Origin of the sequence: Streptomyces sp. B21-105 (genome assembly GCF_036898465.1) — a bacterium.
Lineage (GTDB): Bacteria > Actinomycetota > Actinomycetes > Streptomycetales > Streptomycetaceae > Streptomyces.
On the sequence record NZ_JARUMJ010000001.1, the window covers coordinates 3600697 to 3616329 of the forward strand.

At 72.9% G+C, this 15633-nt stretch carries 12 protein-coding genes, 1 tRNA gene and 1 pseudogene; 9 read left to right on the forward strand and 5 right to left on the reverse strand.

Annotated features, from left to right (window positions below; genetic code table 11):
- Positions 1 to 17: 17 nt before the first annotated feature.
- Genes QA802_RS16185 through QA802_RS16200 form a run of 4 tightly spaced genes read left to right on the forward strand, consistent with a single transcriptional unit; the run spans position 18 to position 5008 of the window.
- Positions 18 to 986 (forward strand): phosphatase PAP2 family protein, encoded by a 969-nt coding sequence (locus tag QA802_RS16185; protein WP_319168164.1) that lies wholly within the window; start codon positions 18 to 20, stop codon positions 984 to 986.
- The gene (locus QA802_RS16190) at positions 883 to 2091 is read left to right on the forward strand and encodes a hypothetical protein (RefSeq protein ID WP_443042124.1); all 1209 of its coding nucleotides are present in this window, start codon (positions 883 to 885) and stop codon (positions 2089 to 2091) included. Before QA802_RS16185 ends, QA802_RS16190 begins: the two co-directional genes overlap by 104 nt.
- On the forward strand, positions 2082 to 3671 hold the full coding sequence (locus QA802_RS16195; protein ID WP_334522872.1) for an amino acid adenylation domain-containing protein: 1590 nt from the start codon (positions 2082 to 2084) through the stop codon (positions 3669 to 3671). The genes QA802_RS16190 and QA802_RS16195 overlap by 10 nt, the downstream gene beginning before the upstream one ends.
- Entirely contained in the window at positions 3668 to 5008 is a 1341-nt protein-coding gene (locus QA802_RS16200) for an AAA family ATPase (protein WP_334522875.1), read from the forward strand. Before QA802_RS16195 ends, QA802_RS16200 begins: the two co-directional genes overlap by 4 nt.
- A 168-nt stretch (positions 5009 to 5176) precedes the next feature.
- On the opposite strand, the gene QA802_RS16205 is transcribed toward QA802_RS16200, so the two are convergent.
- A complete protein-coding gene (locus QA802_RS16205; protein WP_334522878.1) occupies positions 5177 to 5833 on the reverse strand; it encodes a hypothetical protein in 657 nt (218 codons plus the stop codon).
- Positions 5834 to 6616: 783 nt separating this feature from the next.
- Positions 6617 to 7022 (reverse strand): annotated as a pseudogene (locus QA802_RS16210) (IS200/IS605 family accessory protein TnpB-related protein); the annotation flags it as partial.
- Between the two features lie 303 nt (positions 7023 to 7325).
- Between QA802_RS16210 and QA802_RS16215 the strand changes: the two are divergent.
- The 3 genes from QA802_RS16215 (at position 7326) to QA802_RS16225 (ending at position 8474) form a co-directional block, all read left to right on the forward strand.
- Positions 7326 to 7694, forward strand: coding sequence for a DUF8844 domain-containing protein (locus tag QA802_RS16215; RefSeq protein ID WP_334522881.1), 369 nt, complete (start codon positions 7326 to 7328; stop codon positions 7692 to 7694).
- Between the two features lie 128 nt (positions 7695 to 7822).
- Complete coding sequence (locus tag QA802_RS16220; protein ID WP_334522883.1) at positions 7823 to 8410, forward strand: bifunctional DNA primase/polymerase; 588 nt, start codon at positions 7823 to 7825, stop codon at positions 8408 to 8410.
- A tRNA-Lys gene (locus tag QA802_RS16225) sits at positions 8401 to 8474 on the forward strand. Before QA802_RS16220 ends, QA802_RS16225 begins: the two co-directional genes overlap by 10 nt.
- A gap of 47 nt (positions 8475 to 8521) precedes the next feature.
- Here QA802_RS16225 and QA802_RS16230 read toward each other — a convergent pair.
- Positions 8522 to 9994, reverse strand: coding sequence for a M6 family metalloprotease domain-containing protein (locus tag QA802_RS16230; RefSeq protein WP_334534677.1), 1473 nt, complete (start codon positions 9992 to 9994; stop codon positions 8522 to 8524).
- A gap of 317 nt (positions 9995 to 10311) precedes the next feature.
- Between QA802_RS16230 and QA802_RS16235 the strand changes: the two genes are divergently transcribed.
- Positions 10312 to 12171: a putative bifunctional diguanylate cyclase/phosphodiesterase gene (locus QA802_RS16235; RefSeq protein WP_334522886.1), complete on the forward strand. Its 1860-nt coding sequence runs from the start codon at positions 10312 to 10314 to the stop codon at positions 12169 to 12171.
- On the opposite strand, the gene QA802_RS16240 is transcribed toward QA802_RS16235, so the two are convergent.
- Both QA802_RS16240 and QA802_RS16245 read right to left on the reverse strand, forming a co-directional pair.
- Positions 12150 to 13283 carry an LLM class flavin-dependent oxidoreductase gene (locus tag QA802_RS16240; RefSeq protein ID WP_334522889.1) on the reverse strand — a complete coding sequence of 378 codons (1134 nt, stop codon included), beginning with the start codon at positions 13281 to 13283 and terminating at the stop codon, positions 12150 to 12152. The genes QA802_RS16235 and QA802_RS16240 overlap by 22 nt on opposite strands.
- A gap of 154 nt (positions 13284 to 13437) precedes the next feature.
- Entirely contained in the window at positions 13438 to 14169 is a 732-nt protein-coding gene (locus QA802_RS16245) for a maleate cis-trans isomerase family protein (RefSeq protein ID WP_334522891.1), read from the reverse strand.
- A 447-nt stretch (positions 14170 to 14616) separates the two neighbouring features.
- On the opposite strand from QA802_RS16245, the gene QA802_RS16250 reads away from it, so the two are divergent.
- Entirely contained in the window at positions 14617 to 15603 is a 987-nt protein-coding gene (locus tag QA802_RS16250; RefSeq protein WP_334522894.1) for a D-2-hydroxyacid dehydrogenase, read from the forward strand.
- The last annotated feature ends 30 nt before the right edge of the window (positions 15604 to 15633 follow it).

The following is a 15633-nucleotide window of genomic DNA, read 5'->3' on the forward strand; positions in this document are numbered from 1 at the left end:
AAGGGGGAGGCAATCGGATGCCGCAGACCGAGACACCAGGCACCGAGGCGGCCCCGCGGACAGCACGGCTGCGCTGGTGGACCGAGCTGCCCCTGCTGGTGCTGGTGTACCTCTGCTACTCGGGGGGCCGGCTGCTCGCGCGCGGTGACGTCTCCACCGCCGTCGACCACGGTCTGGCGATCCTGCGCGTCGAGAAGGCCCTGTACCTCAACGCCGAGCATCCGCTGAACCGGCTGTTCACGGCCCACGCCTGGATCGGCGTGCCGGCCGACTTCTGGTACGCGTCGCTGCACTACCTGGTCACCCCCGCCATCCTCGTATGGCTGTTCCGGTCCCGGACGCTGCCCTACCGGGCGGCCCGCACCTGGCTGCTGGTGTCGACCGCCATCGGCCTCATCGGCTTCACGCTGATGCCGACCTGCCCGCCCCGGCTGCTGTCGGCGGGGCACGGCTTCGTGGACACGATGGCCCAGTACAGCTCGTACGGCTGGTGGGGCAGCGAGGCCAGCGCCCCGCGCGGCATGGGCGGCATGACCAACCAGTACGCGGCCATGCCGAGCCTGCACGTCGGCTGGGCCCTGTGGTGCGGGGTGATGCTGTGGCGCCACGGCCGCACTCCCCTGGCGAAGACGGCGGCCGTCGTCTACCCGCTGGTGACCACGCTCGTGGTGATGGGCACCGCCAACCACTACTTCCTCGACGCCGCCGCCGGTGCGGCCGTGATGGGCGTCGGACTGCTGCTGACGCCGTGGGCGATGCGCTCCGCGGACCGCGCCCGGGTGTGGTTCGCGTCCCGCACCCCGGCGCCCGCCCCGGCTCTCCCGGCGGACTCCCCCTCCCCTTCGGCCTCGGTTGTCAGTGGCGGATGCCAGACTTCCCCGGGTGAGCGAATTCCACGGCAGCGCGAGTCACGGCTCCACCCCGGAGTCGAACCGGACGCCTCTCCCTCGGAAGCGGGGGACGGCGCTCCGGCAACGGCTCGCTGAGCTGCGCGGCCCCGACACACCGGCCAAGGCGCTGGACGCGCGCGCTCTCGCCGCGCTCGCCGCGAACCCGGGCTGCAAGCGGCGCGCCATACTCGACGGCGCCGGTGTGAACAAGGCGGCCCTGGCGGGCGCGCTGGGCTCGCCGTCGGCCTTCGGCCAGTCCCAGTTCGCCCTCACCCGCGGCAACGCCTTCGAGGCGAAGGTCAAGGCGGACGGCGGCGCGGAACTGCTGCGGCTGGTGCACGAACGGCTGGACCCGGCCGCGCCGCCGCCCGTCGGCGCGGCCGTGCCCGACCTGTCCGCGATCGGCCCCGAGGGCCGCACGGCCCGCACCGCGCTGGCGCTGCGCGAGGCCGCCTCGGCCTCGGCCGAAGCCGCCGAAGCCGCCGGGTCCGGGTCCGGCGGCTGGACGCTCCTCGACCACCCGATGATCGCCCTCGACGTGGCGGGCTCCCCCGCCTTCCTCGAGCCGGACGCCGTGGTGGTCCACCCGGACGGCAGCTGGACGGTCGTGGAGATCAAGTCCTTCCCGATGCTGGACGGCGCGGCGGACCCCGCGAAGGTGGGCGCCGCCGCCCGGCAGGCCGCCGTGTACGTGCTGGCCCTCGAGGAGGTCGCCGCCCGTCTGGAGCCCGCCCCGCGCGTACGCGACCGGGTGCTCCTGGTCTGCCCCAAGGACTTCTCCAACCTGCCCACCGCGTCCGCCGTGGACGTACGCAAGCAGCGTGCCGTCACCCGCCGCCAGCTCGCGCGCCTCACCCGGATCCAGGAGATCGCCGACGCGCTGCCCGACGGCGTCTGCTTCTCCCCCGAGCTGCCCGCCGAGCAGCTCACCGAGGCCGTCGAGGCGGTCCCCGCGGCGTACGCGCCCGAGTGCCTGGCCGCCTGCGAGCTGGCGTTCCACTGCCGTGACCGCTCCCGCGCGGCCGGCGCGGTCACCTCGCTGGGCCGGTCGGTGCGGGCCGAACTGGGCGGGCTGAGCACCGTCGAGGACGTCCTGGCGGCGGCCCGCGGCGAGGCCGGCGATCCGCGGGACCCAGCCGTCGCCGCCCTGCGCCGGGCCGCGGAGCTGCGCCGGGAGGCCCTGGGGGCGATGTGTCCCTGATCACCGCCCTGGCCCGGCTGGAGGCCGTCGCCACCGGCCGCGCCCAGCCCGCCGCCACCGTCCGGCACCGGCATCTGTCCGAGCGGCCGCTGGTGTTCGTGCCGCTGACCACGGCCGGTGAGTCCGGCGCCCCGCTCGGCGCGCTGGTCGGCACCGACCGGGACGCGCCGCGGCTACTGGTCGTGCCGCAGCCACGCGACCGCGACCTGCGGTTCGCGTTCCTCGCCGAACTGGCCGACGTCGTCCTGCCCTACCTCGACTCCTACGCCGACGACGTGGAGGCCGCCGAGCGGGCCGAGACCGACCCGGAGACCGGCAAGCGCGTCAAGGTCGAGGTCGAGCTGTGCGCCGACGCGCCCCAGCTGATCGTCCCGAGCCGCGCGGGCGTCGACCTCGTGCGCCTGCTGGGCCGCTCCATGCGCTTCCGGCGGACGGCCGAGCAGGACCCGGAGACTCCGCATCCCGCACCCCCGCGCGTGCCGCTGCTCGGGCGGTGGCTGACGCACTTCGGGGAGAGGTCCCGGGTGCCCGGTTCCTCGCTGCTGCTGGCCCTCACGGAGGTGCTGGGCCGGCACTGGGCGACCGGGCAGTCCAGCCTGGAGGACCAGCACCTCGGCGCGCTGCTCGCCTGGATCGACCCGCCGCCCGGCGAGACGGGCGCGCGGGCGGCGCTGCACGCGGAGCTCGCGCGGGACGCCGACGGGCAGTTGCGGTGCCCGCCGGCCGGTCCGGCCACCGACCCGGCGTTCGACAACAAGCTGCTCGCCCCCGCCGTCGAACGCTACGACCGCGCGCGCACCGCCCTGGCCGCCGCCGAGGACGGCCTGCAGGCCGACGACCGGCTGGGCGCGCTCGCCGCCGCCGAGCGGGAGATCCACGAGCTGGTGCGCAGCCGGACGCTGCCCACCTGGAACGCGGTGTGGGCGGGCCTGGACCTGCTGCGGACCCTGCCCGAGGGCGCGCACGTCGAGGAGCGGTGGACGCGCGACCGCTGGTCGTTCACCGGCCACCGCGACCGGGTGGTCGCCGGCGAACCCCCGCAGCCGCGCCGGGACGACGCGGTCACCGCAGCCAACAAGCTCGCCACGCGCGAACGCGAACAGGCCCGGCTGGAGGCCCAGGAGGCGCTCGACGACCCGCTGGCCATGGCGGGCCGCCGACTGGCCGGGGAGGCCTTCGCGGGCGAGGTCGTCGACGTCGTCATGGCGTACGGCGAGGGCAGGCGGCCGACCCCCCGCCCGCTGGTCACGGTCCGGACGGACGACCGGCCGCATCTCGCCGAGCGGGCGAAGGCGTACCGGTCGCTGGACGGGAAGCCGCAGGCGGCCGAGTTCGTGGAGCGGCCCGCGGAGGACCTGGTCGTGCTGCGGATCGTCGACAAGATGGGCCGCGGCAAGGAGCCCGAGGCGGGGTCGGTGCCGGAGAAGGGCGACCGGCTCTGCTTCACCCTCTTCGAGCACGAGCAGCGCGGCGGCGCGAAGCTGCCCGACCCGGAGGACACCCCGTGGACGCACGGCGGTCCGCCCGGTGAGCAGGCGCCCGAAGCCCCCGACTCCGTCACCCAGGAGGACGTCCTGTGACTGCCGAGGCCGCTCTCGACCCCGGTACCGCCGCCGCCCGCGCCACCGACGCGATCCTGCGCGACACCCTGCACGCCACCGCGCGCGGGGTGGTCGTGGACTCCCCGCCGGGTGCCGGCAAGTCCACGCTCGTCGTCCGGGCGGCGCTCGAACTGGCCGACGCGGGGCGGTCGTTGATGGTGGTCGCGCAGACCAACGCGCAGGTCGACGACCTGGTGCTGCGACTCGCCGAGAAGAGCCCCGACCTGCCGGTGGGGCGGCTCCACAGCAGTGACGCCGACCCCTACGACAAGGCGCTCGACCAGCTGCCGAACGTGCGGAAGTCGGCGAAGGCGGGCGAGCTGGCCGGGCTGCCGGTGGTGATCTCCACCGCCGCCAAGTGGGCGCATGTGAAGACCGACGAGCCGTGGCGGCACGCCATCGTCGACGAGGCGTACCAGATGCGGTCGGACGGGCTGCTGGCCGTGGCCGGGCTGTTCGAGCGGGCGCTGTTCGTGGGCGATCCCGGGCAGCTGGACCCGTTCTCGATCGTCGGCGGCGAGCAGTGGGCGGGGCTGTCGTACGACCCGTCGGCGTCGGCGGTGAGCACCCTCCTCGCGCACAATCCCGAGCTGCCGCAGCACCGGCTGCCGGTGTCCTGGCGGCTCCCGGCGTCGGCCGCGCCGCTGGTCTCCGCCGCGTTCTACCCGTACACGCCGTTCCGCAGCGGCACCGGGCACGGCGACCGCCGTCTGTCCTTCGCCGTCCCGTCGGACGGCTCCGGCGCCGACCGGGTGATCGACGAGGCGGCGGAGTCCGGCTGGGGCCTGCTGGAGCTGCCCGCCCGGCACACGCCCCGCACCGACCCGGAGGCGGTGCGCGCGGTCGCCACGGTGGTGCGGCGGCTGCTGGACCGGGGCGGGGCGGCCGTCTCGGAGCGTTCCGCCGACCCGACCCCGCTCACGGCCGGCCGGGTGGCGGTCGGCACCGCGCACCGCGACCAGGCTGCGGCGGTGCGTGCGGCCCTGGCGGAACTGGGCGTCCTCGATGTGACGGTGGACACGGCGAACCGGCTGCAGGGCATGGAGTTCGACGTCACGGTGATCCTGCACCCGCTCTCCGGCCGCCCCGACGCCACCGCCTTCCATCTGGAGACCGGCCGGCTGTGCGTCCTCGCCTCCCGTCACCGGCACGCGTGCGTGGTGGTGTGCCGGGCGGGCGTCGTCGACCTGCTGGACGAGTACCCGTCGACGGAACCGGTCCAGCTGGGCACCCTCGTGAAGTTCCCGGACGGCTGGGAGGCAATGCTCACCACGTACCTTCACTTCCTGGAGCACCGCGTGTCCTGGCGCCCCTGACCAGCAGAAAGCCCCGCCCGCCCGAACCGGGACTTCCCCTCCGAAGACGGGCCGACACGGCGCTCCGGACGAAACGTGATCACGCAACGGCCCCTGAGCCGAAGTCAGTGATCCGCGCCATGCTCGTCACCCCGGCTTACGGGTGACGAGCATGGCGCGGATGTGAGGTCAGAGTTTACCGTTCACCGCGATCCCGTCGTACTCTCGCTCCCGGATGTTGGCCTGCCAGTAGCCCCATCTCACGTTCGGGTCCCAGGTGTATACGTGACCGGCCTGGTTGAGGCCAAAGGTGCATGTCTTGTTCTGGTTGACCCATCCGCCCACATAGTCGCCCGACTTCCACCGACGCTGGACCACCTGCCACGGCTGACCAAACCCATTAGGGGGGATCGGCTGCTCGAACGTCTCCGTGGTGCTGATCGTGGACGACTTTTGGATCGAGGGGATGAGAGACAAAACGAAGTTGTACCACTTCTTGCTCGGCGAACTAGCATTACCGAGGCTGACCTGACCACCTACAGCCCAACCAAAGTTTGTGGTCTTGTTGACGCTCCAGGAGTAATTGCAGTTGCCCGGAGAGTTGGATGCGCACTTCTTTTCAGTCCCCCTCCAGACCACGTCTTGCCAGCTGTTCCGGTCTTGCTGCCGCGCCACGGACCTGGCTTGCTCCTTGAATGAAGCAGCTTTCGGAGCGATTTTCACCTGATCCGTGTCCCCGTCACGGAGGCAACCTCCCACCGCTTGGGCAGGGTTCGCCGAGAAAAGAATCACGGCGGCTAGGAACGGAGCCGTAGCCAGTGGACGGGTCCACAACTTCTTGTTCATTCTCGTCCTCTCCCCACGGAAAACCTGACGTATACAGACAGGTGCGACTCTGCATGCCAGGAATCACGTGGACATGATGGCACTATCGGGGCCTCATCGCGCCCAATGCGTTCCAGCACGGAAGGAACCTCTGCATTCGAGGGGCGATGCCTTCTGACGTGATGAATATGGCACTCACCACTTACGCAGTCAACACTGCCGGTCAGCTTTGAAGGGATTTCAGCGAGCGTACAGAGAATGCATTTTTCGGGCAGGCTGAAGCGACCTTCCCTCTTTTCGCGAATGATGAAATTGGAGCGCGAAAAAGTGCACGGGAAGGTGGGTGAAGGACTTGCGCGCACGGGCGTGGGGGTCGGGTAGGGCTGCCGCCGCAAGCGCAAAAGCCCTGTAGGCAAAGGGAGTTGACGGCTTCTGCGATCGCGATCTTGTAGCAAGCCGTCTCCGGCGTCAAGCGCTGGGCAAGGAACGAAAAGAACGAAACGCTACCGGGACCGCGTCTCGATCGAACCGAACGGTAACTTGACGCGGGCGATTCGAGTACATGCTCACCGCCTCCCTCTCGATGGCTCCTCGTAGCGGTCGCCGATGACCTTCATATCCGCCGTTACGCCGTAAGAGGCTCGGTTTTCTGACGGTGCGTGGGGGGGGCGGCGAAGAAGGCCCGACCTCCCGGAGTGACCGCGGCGGCCCCGGTAACGCGGCCCCACGTCGCCCGGTCCGCGAGTTCGCGATGTGCTTCACCTCGTCCACGCGGGGGGCGCGACTCGCCCGGCGCCTCGTCCAGAACCAGCGCTCCTCCTCCCACCGTCCCCGCCATCCGGACTCCGTCAGCCCGACCTCGTCCAGGTGGTGACGGGTGCCGGCCAGTTGCTTGCCGCCGCGTACGACGTGCACGATGCCGCCCTCACGGTCGGCCCGCGCAACAGCCAGCCGGTGTTCGAGCACTCGCAGCCGCCGCGACTTCGCATGCCACTCCCGCCGGGACCGGTATCCCCCGGGTGCATTCTTCGCGCCCTTCGCCGACCGGCAGCGGCGGGCCAGCGCCCACTGGCCGTGCGTGGCCTTGGTGATCGCCCCCGCCCACCGCGAAGACGACAGCGGCGTCAGCTCTCTCTTACTCACCGCCCACGCCTCACCGGAATGCGAAAGACCGTCCCCGACAGCGCGCCTTGAGGTCCTTCGCCGCCAACGAGCACCACCCGTGAAGGTCACCCGTTCGATGAAGAACGTCAGTACCCCACCGAAGCCCCCACAGCCACGACACACGACCCGGCACAGACCACCCACACTCCAGCACGAGCAGCTCCGACCCCAGGAGGTCAATTTGGTGATCCCGTCTTCCCAGGGCTGGGAGGCCAGCCGCGCGGTGCTGGCGCGTCTCGGGGAACATCGGGTCGTCGGGAAGCCTTGAGAGTCCGGGCCGAATGTCTCTTGCGCCATCGGGGGAGAATGGAAGGCGGTCCGCATCCGAACCGTACGAGGAGGAGAAGACATGGCGGAGCCCACGCCGCGTCGGAACGAACCGCGGCTACGCCCCGCGCCCCTGCTCTTCGAGCCCGCCGAGGCGGCCGGCGACCCTGAGCACTTCTTCGACCTGGAGTCGATAGACGATCCGGGTGCGCTGCTGAGCCGGGCGACGGAGCTGACGCTCGCGTTCCGGGCGGCGGCCGACCGGGCGCTGGAGTTCCAGGCGATGGCGGCGGCGCAGCTCGCCGATCCACGCCGCTTCGACCGGCTGACGACGGCGGACATCGCCGATCGGGCCGAGTGGACCGAGGACTACGCGAAGAAGATGGTCGAGTTCGGCCGGGATCTTCTGCGGGGCGACGCCGACGGACGGGGGCACGCCGACCCCGTCTGAGGTGCGGCGACACACGACCTCACCAGTGGCATATGCCGGGCGGGCAAGATACTCCCTCCGCGTCCCTGCCGTCCCGATTTCGCGCAACCCTTTGAAACCACCTGCTCACAGCCGGTACACATGTGGGCATGAGCAGCGCATACGACGAAGCCCTCGGCGTCACCCCGGACGGCGCCGCCTGGCTGGCCTCCGCCGGAACGTATCCGCGCAGCACGCTCGCCTTCTGGGAGGAGCGGCCGCACGCGCCGGTCGTCCTGCCGTGCGGCGCGGTGTTCGACGTCGTCAGCGCGCCGGCGGTGTTCGGGCGGCTGATGCTCGACCGGCTGTGGGGCGAGGGGGCGGGCTCCGGACCGGTCGCCGCGTTCCGCGGCCGGACGCTGCTGTTCGCGGCGCCGGGCACGGCCCAGCGGCTGCCCTCGCTGCTGGAGTGGGAGGAGTGGGGCGCGGAAGGGCGCCGGGACGGCCGGGCCGCGACCGTGCCCCCGCTGCTGTGTCACGGCACCGGAGACGCGGTGACCGTGCCCGCGCTGGTGCCGTCGGATCCGGGGTGCGGCACCCGCTGGGTGGTCGCCCCGGACTCCCGTCATCCCTGGCTTCCGGGGCCCGAGATCCTGCTGTGGGCGGCGGTGCGAGCGGCCCGTTCGGCGGTGCGCATATCGATTTCTCCTCCCCCCGACCAGGATGCTAAGGTCTACGACGTCAGCAGGCGCCGCTAGCTCAGTTGGTTAGAGCAGCTGACTCTTAATCAGCGGGTCCGGGGTTCGAGTCCCTGGCGGCGCACGACAGTGAAAGGCCCCTCGCGCGAGCGGGGGGCCTTTCTCGTGCCGTCAGTGCTTCGCCCTGGGGGTGATTCGCAGCGTCCACGCCCCCGACGCCGAGCGGCTCTCCACGTCCACGCGGACACCCTCACCCGGGACGGTGAAGCTCTCGCCGAGGGCGACCGGGGCGTCGGCGAGCGGCGGATAGACGGAGTTCTCCCAGCAGGCCTCGGTGCGCGGGTGGGCGTCCAGCACCTCGACCGGTCCGCGGCCCGACCGGGCGGCGCTGCTGACGCGGTAGACGAGGATGCCGGCGCGGCAGGCGGCGCGGTCGTTGCCCACCGGGCCGCGCGCCTCGAAGGCGAGCGCGCTGTCGGGGCCGGTCCGGACCACCGCGAGCCTGGCGCCCCCGCCGGGCACGGGAGCCGACCGCGCGGGGGCCGGCGGCGCGGTGACCGGCTGCACGGGGGCGGGGGCCGGCTGTACCGGGGCCGGCACCTCGGGGGCCGGGGGCTGCGCGGGGGCGGGGGCCGGTTGCCCGAGGGCTTGTGCGGCCTGCTCGCCGGACCCGGCGGCCGGTGGTCGCGTGAGGGCTTGGGCGGTCGGCGTGCCCGGTGCGGCGGCGAGCGGTTCCAGCGTCAGCCGGGTCGGGCCGGGTTTCCGCAGACACAGCACCTGGCGCGGGTCCAGCCAGCCCAGCTTCCACTTGTGCCAGGCGAACAGGTCGGGGGCGAGTCCGAACTGGCTGCCCATCAGGTCCCAGTCGCCGACGTAGGTGTCCCAGTCGCCCTTGCCGTCGACGGGGCGGTGGTAGAGGTCGGGCAGGTCGAAGACGTGGCCGGTCTCGTGGGCGAGCACGAGCCGGTCCGGGGGATGCTTCTCGAACACGGTGACGACCCGGCGGATGTCGGTGCCGTCGGCGTGCAGCGGGTCGTCCAGGTTGACGACTTTCGTGGCGTCCGAGTCGACGCCGGGGGCGTCCGGATCGGCCACGAAGTAGACGACGTCGTAGCGGGAGAAGTCGACGTGGGGGTCGGCGGCGGCCAGGGCGTCGTGCAGGTAGGCGGCCCGGCCCTCGGGGCTCCAGTCACGCCGTATGGCGTAGGCGGTGGACGGCTTCGGCATGCGGATCCACTGCTTCAGCGGATGGGAGCGCAGGGAGAACCTGCCGTACGAGGCCTGCTCGAAGAAGCGGCTGGTGGCCGGGAAGTGGTCGGCGGCCAGTTCGGCGGGGGAGGGCGAGGGGGTCCAGTCGGGGAAGGACAGGAACACCATCACCGCGTCCAGCGAGCGGGCCGGGCGGGGGTAGGCGGCGTTCCAGGTGTCCAGGCCCTCCGAGTGGTGGGCCGCGGTGCGGGCCAGGGCGCAGGGCTCGGCGGAGAAGGGCTCGGCCACCGAGGGGTTGCCGATCAGGGAGGTCGCGGCGAGCGCGGTCAGAGTGGTGAAGACGGACGCGGTACCGCGCAGTCGGGGGCGCGGGAGCAGGCGCACGGGTCGCGGCAGTCGCGGCACGAAGACCTCCGGGGGCGGTTCACGGGACACCGTCACCCAGACTGTGTGTGTTTGTCGTATTGCGCCCTGTTTTTCTGCACCAGACGAGTGAGGACGCGGAAAGCGGGCATCACCCCGGCACCGCCCCGCGCCGCCCCCGCACCGCCCCGACACCCCCGGAATTCTCACGGAACGTCACAAGCGGTCGCGAGCCCGCAGAACCGGTCCAGGTGCGGGCAGAAACGATCTGTCAGAACGGCGGGTTGTTCCGGGACACTGGGCATGGGCTGCGCGGGTCCCCGGGCAGCCTCTATGATCGGCAGACTTTCCTGCACGGACAGAGATCGAGTGCACTGCGGGAGCGAGCGGTGAGCGGAACGTCCGAAGGGCCGACGCCCGCGGCAGACCTCGACCGGTCAGCCGTCACAGAGAGTGACCTCAACAATACGAGCGGCGGGCCCGCGGCCTACCGGTCCGTCTTCGCGGCGGCGCCGCTCGCCATGGCCGTCGTCGACCGCGAGGGGCGGATCGTCGACGCCAACGCCGCGCTCGGCGCACTGCTCGGCGGCGGCGGCGTCCCACTGACCGGGCGGGTCGCCTCCGACCTGCTGGACCTGGCCTCCGACGCCCGGATCCGGCACGCCTACCGCGAGGTGCTGCGCGGCCGGCGGGCCAAGCTGCGCTGCACCCGGCGGCTGAAGCAGCCCGACGGGCACGCGCTGTGGGCGCAGGTCACCGTCTCACCGCTGGAGGCGCAGACCGCGGGGGCGGAGACGCCCGGGGTGCTGCTCTCCGTGGCCGACGTCAGCGCCCAGCGTGACCTGCAGGCGCGGCTGCGGCATCTGCAGATGCACGACCCGGTGACCCGGCTGGCCAACCGCACGCTGTTCTTCGAGCGGGTGTCGGCCGCGCTGGAGGCGGAGGCCGAGGCGGAGGCGTACGAGCAGGGCGGCACCGGCCGGATCGGCCTGTGCTACCTGGACCTGGACGGCTTCAAGGCGGTCAACGACACCCTCGGCCACCGGGTGGGCGACCGTCTGCTGGCCGCCGTCGCCGAGCGGCTGAACGGCTGCGCCGAGAACGCCGGGCGGACCAGGCCGAGCGTGCCGCTGGTGGCCCGGCTCGGCGGGGACGAGTTCGCCCTGCTGGTGGAGGACTCCACCGGCACCGACCAGCTCGCCGACCTCGCCGAGTCCGTGCTCAAGGCGCTCCAGGCCCCCTTCGACCTGGCCGGGCACCGGCTGAACGTGTCGGCGTCGATCGGGGTGGTGGAGCGGGCCGCGGCCGGCACCACCGCGACCGGTCTGATGCAGGCCGCCGACACCACTCTGTACTGGGCGAAGGTGGACGGCAAGGACCGCTGGACGCTGTTCGATCCCGAGCGCAACGCCCATCTGATGACCCGGCAGGCACTGGCCTCCACGCTGCGTCCGGCCATCGAGCGCGGCGAGTTCCGGCTCGACTACCAGCCGCTGGTCGGCATGTCGGACGGCCGGCTGCGCGGCGTGGAGGCGCTGGTCCGCTGGGACCACCCCCGGTTCGGACTGCTGTCGCCGAATCGGTTCGTCGCGCTGGCCGAGGAGGACGGCTCGATCGTCCCGCTCGGCCGATGGGTTCTGGCCACCGCCTGCCGCCAGGCACGGCAGTGGCAACTGGACAATCCGGACGATCCGCCGCTGTTCGTCAGCGTCAACGTGGCGGTGCGTCAGGTGTGGGACTCCGACCTGGTGGCCGACGTGGCGGAGATCCTCGCCGAGACCGGGCTCGCGCCGCACCTGCTCCAGCTGGAGCTGACCGAGTCGGCGGTGATGGGTTCGGCGGGACGGCCGTTGCAGGCGTTGCAGGCGCTCAGCGACATGGGCGTGGGCATCGCGATCGACGACTTCGGCACCGGCTACTCCAACCTCGCCTATCTGAGCCGGCTGCCGGTGTCGGTGCTGAAGCTGGACGGGTCCTTCGTGCGCGGCTTCCAGTACGAGAGCGACAAGGAGGGGGCCACCCCGCCGAACCCGGCAGACCAGGTCGTCGTCGAGGCGATGATCGACCTCGCCCACCGGCTGGGGCTGACCGTCACCGCCGAGTGCGTGGAGACGTCCGCGCAGGCGACCCGGCTGCGCAGCATCGGCTGCGACACCGGGCAGGGCTGGCTGTACTCCCGCCCGGTCTCGCCGGACCGCATCTCCGAGCTGCGCGGGACCGCCGAGTCCTACGCGGTCGGCAACCCGTAGGCGTCCGCGACGAGTTCGTAGGAGCGCAGTCGCAGGGCGCCGCGGTGGGCGTGACTGGTGAGCATCAACTCGTCGGCGCCGGTGCGCTTGTGCAGGTCGTCGAGGCCGGTGCGGACCTCGTCGGCGGTGCCGTGGATGATGTTCGCCGTCCACGAGTCGACGAACTCGCGCTCCAACGGGCCGAGTTCATACGCCTGCGCCTCCTCGGGGGACGGGAACAGGCCGGGGCGGCCGCTGCGCAGCCGGACCATGTTGACGCCGGTGGCCAGGACCTGGCGGCGGGCCTCGCGCTCGTCGTCGGCGGCGAGCACGGAGACGCCGATCAGGGCGTACGGCTCGGCGAGCACCGCGGAGGGCCGGAACGACGCCCGGTACAGGTCGAGGGCCGGCACGGTGTTCTGCGCGGAGAAGTGGTGCGCGAAGGCGAAGGGCAGACCGAGCGTGCCGGCCAGGCGGGCGCTGAAGCCGGAGGAGCCGAGCAGCCAGATCGGCGGCCGGTGCGCCGACTGCACTCCGCCGGGGGACGTCCCCTGGATCGGGCCCGGGATGGCGTGCACCCTGCGGTAGGGATGGCCGTCGGGGAAGTCGTCGTCCAGGAAGCGGGTGAGCTCGGCGAGCTGCTCGGGGAAGTCGTCGGCGCCCTCGCGCAGGGTGGCGGTCCGGCGCAGGGCGGCCGCGGTTCCTCCGTCGGTGCCCGGGGCGCGGCCGAGGCCGAGGTCGACGCGGCGGGGGGCCAGCGCCTCCAGGGTGCCGAACTGCTCGGCGATGACGAGGGGCGCGTGGTTGGGCAGCATCACGCCGCCGGAGCCGAGCCGGATGCGGTCGGTGTGGGCGGCGAGGTGGGCGAGGATCACCGCGGGCGAGGACGAGGCGACGCCGGGCATCGAGTGGTGCTCGGCGACCCAGTAGCGGTGGAAGCCGCGCGACTCGGCGAACCGCGCGAGGGCGACGCTGGTGCGCAGGGCGTCGGCGGCGGTGCTGCCGGAGCCGACGGTGACCAGGTCCAGTACGGACAGGGGGGTCGGGGCGCTGCCGTGTGCCGTGCCGCGGATCCCGTCCGCCGCCGTCGGGTCGGCCGGCTCGGCCTCTGCCGGCGTCTCTTCTGCGGCCACGGGGGTCCTCCTGTCGTCAGCCGTGTGCTGTCCTCGCAGCGCTAACAGGAGGCTGTCCCCGCTTATTCCCGGCGGGGACACGGGACGACGGCGATACGAGGCCTCGTACCGGGGCCCGCACCTCGTACCGGGGCCACGCACCTCGTGCCGGGCCTCACACCTGGACGACGGGCTCCCGGGTGAACAGGGTGCCGAGCCCGGGCGCGTTCACCCGCCGGTCGGTGAGGCGCAACGCCTCCCACACCGTGACCTGGTTGGCGGTGAGGACCGGCTTGCCGAGCTCCTTCTCCAGCTCCGGCAGACAGGCGACCGTGTGCAGGGCGGTGCCGGGCAGCAGGACCGCCTGCGCCTCGGGGGAGTCGGCAGCGCGAGCGAGGGCGAGCACCTCCGCCTCGCCCCACGCGCCGACCTCGGCCGCCGTGACGATCCCGGCGCTGTGGACGCCGGTCACCCGGACGCCGCCCACCGCGAGGAAGTCGGCGAAGAGGGCGGCCACGTCGTCCGGGTAGGCCGCCCCGACGGCCACCTGGGCGGCCCCGACCTCCCCGGCGGCCCGCACGAAGGCGAAGGAGGTCGAGGAGGCCGGCGTCCCCGCGCTGGTGGCCAGCGCGCGCACCTGCTGCTGGGCGCCCTCCCAGCCGTGCACGAACCCGCCGCTGGTGCTCGCCCACACGATCGCCTCGACGCCCGCGAGCCGCAGTTGCCCGACGCCGTCCGCCAGTCGCTCGGTCGCGCCCTTCTGCCGCAGGGCGTCGACCCGGTGGGCGTCCTCGCCGACGTCGGTGTGGACCAGGTCCAGCCGGACGTCGCTGCCCAGGAGCTGCTCCATGCGCGGGTAGTCGTCCTCGGCCGAGTGGCCCGGGTAGAGGAATCCGAGTGCGGTCATGTCCAGCCTTTCCTGCTGCTCTTCTTCCGGCAGTGCCGGCGGCGGGTCCGGCGGTGCGGGCCGGCCTCCGGCGGTTTCGGTGGGCCGCACGCGCGCGCCGGGATGTCCAGCAGCACTCCACGGTCCCATCGCCCGGGTACCCAGTCGGCGCAACGCCGCCCACGCGGTCACCTGGTTGGCCGAGATGAGCGGTATGTGCGGGGGGTCGCTGGGGCGGTGGGTCGCTGGGATGGTGGGGCGGCGGGGCCACCGGTCGCGGGGGCGCTCCGCATGCTCCGGCCGTGCACTCCCCCGGTGCCCGTCGGCTCCGCCGGGGCCCCTGCGGAGGGGACGGGCAAGGCGCCGCCGGCGCAGCCGTGTTGACGACGGTGGGTCCGGGTGCCACCGTGGTCCATCCGCGCAGGTCGGAATCCGCGCACGTCAGACGCGCCGGGGAAGGGACACCGGATGGCCGCCGTCCCCCCGTCTCCCGCCGCGCCGTCTCCCGCCACTCCTCCCACGCTCCTCGTCCTCGACGCCGATCCGCCGCCCCGGCTCGGGCGGCTCACCGGGCGGGTCCGGGTGGTGCACACCGACGAGGCCTCGCTCGCGGAGCGACTGCCGGCCGCCGACGTCCTGCTGGTCTGGGACTTCACCTCGCACGCGGTGCGCGCCGCCTGGCCGGGCGAGGGCCCGCGGCCGCGCTGGGTGCACACGGCGAGCGCGGGCGTGGACCACCTGATGTGTCCCGAACTCACCGCGTCGGACGCGGTGGTGACGAACGCCCGCGGCGTCTTCGACGAGCCGATCGCCGAGTACGTCGCCGCGCTGGTACTGGCGATGGCGAAGGACTTGCCGCTGACCTGGGAGTTCCAGCAGCGGGGCGAGTGGCGGCACCGGGAGGGCCGGCGGGTCGCCGGGACCCGGGCGGTCGTCGTCGGATCGGGGCCGATCGGGCGGGCCGTCGCCCGCACGCTGAAGGCGCTCGGCGTGACCGCGGCGGTCGTCGGCCGCGTCCCGCGGACCGGCATCCACGGCCCCGACGACCTGGACCGGCTGCTGGCCCGCGCCGACTGGGTGGTCGCGGCCGCCCCGCTCACGGAGCAGACGCGCGGCATGTTCGACCTTCGGCGGTTCGGCGTGATGCAGCCCTCGGCCCGGTTCGTGAACGTGGGCCGCGGACAGCTGGTCGTGGAGGAGGCGCTGGTGCAGGCCCTGGAGCGGCGGTGGATCGCCGGCGCCGCTCTGGACGTCCTCACCTCGGAGCCGCTCCCTGCCGACAGCCCGCTGTGGCGGGTGCCGGGGCTGCTGATCTCACCCCATATGAGCGGTGACACGGTCGGCTGGCGGGACGATCTCGGCGCGCAGTTCGTCGAGTTGTTCGAGCGGTGGGCGGTGGGTCGGCCGTTGCGGAACGTGGTCGACAAGCGACGCGGGTACGTGCCCGGACACTGACGTCCCCAGCGCGTGGGTGTCCGTCGCCCG

Coding starts and splice junctions, on each gene's coding strand:
- QA802_RS16185 (WP_319168164.1), top strand. CDS start 18: ATGCCGCAGACCGAGACACCAGGCACCGAGGCGGCCCCGCGGACAGCA.
- QA802_RS16205 (WP_334522878.1), bottom strand. CDS start 5,833: ATGAACAAGAAGTTGTGGACCCGTCCACTGGCTACGGCTCCGTTCCTA.
- QA802_RS16215 (WP_334522881.1), top strand. CDS start 7,326: ATGGCGGAGCCCACGCCGCGTCGGAACGAACCGCGGCTACGCCCCGCG.
- QA802_RS16220 (WP_334522883.1), top strand. CDS start 7,823: ATGAGCAGCGCATACGACGAAGCCCTCGGCGTCACCCCGGACGGCGCC.
- QA802_RS16245 (WP_334522891.1), bottom strand. CDS start 14,169: ATGACCGCACTCGGATTCCTCTACCCGGGCCACTCGGCCGAGGACGAC.
- QA802_RS16250 (WP_334522894.1), top strand. CDS start 14,617: ATGGCCGCCGTCCCCCCGTCTCCCGCCGCGCCGTCTCCCGCCACTCCT.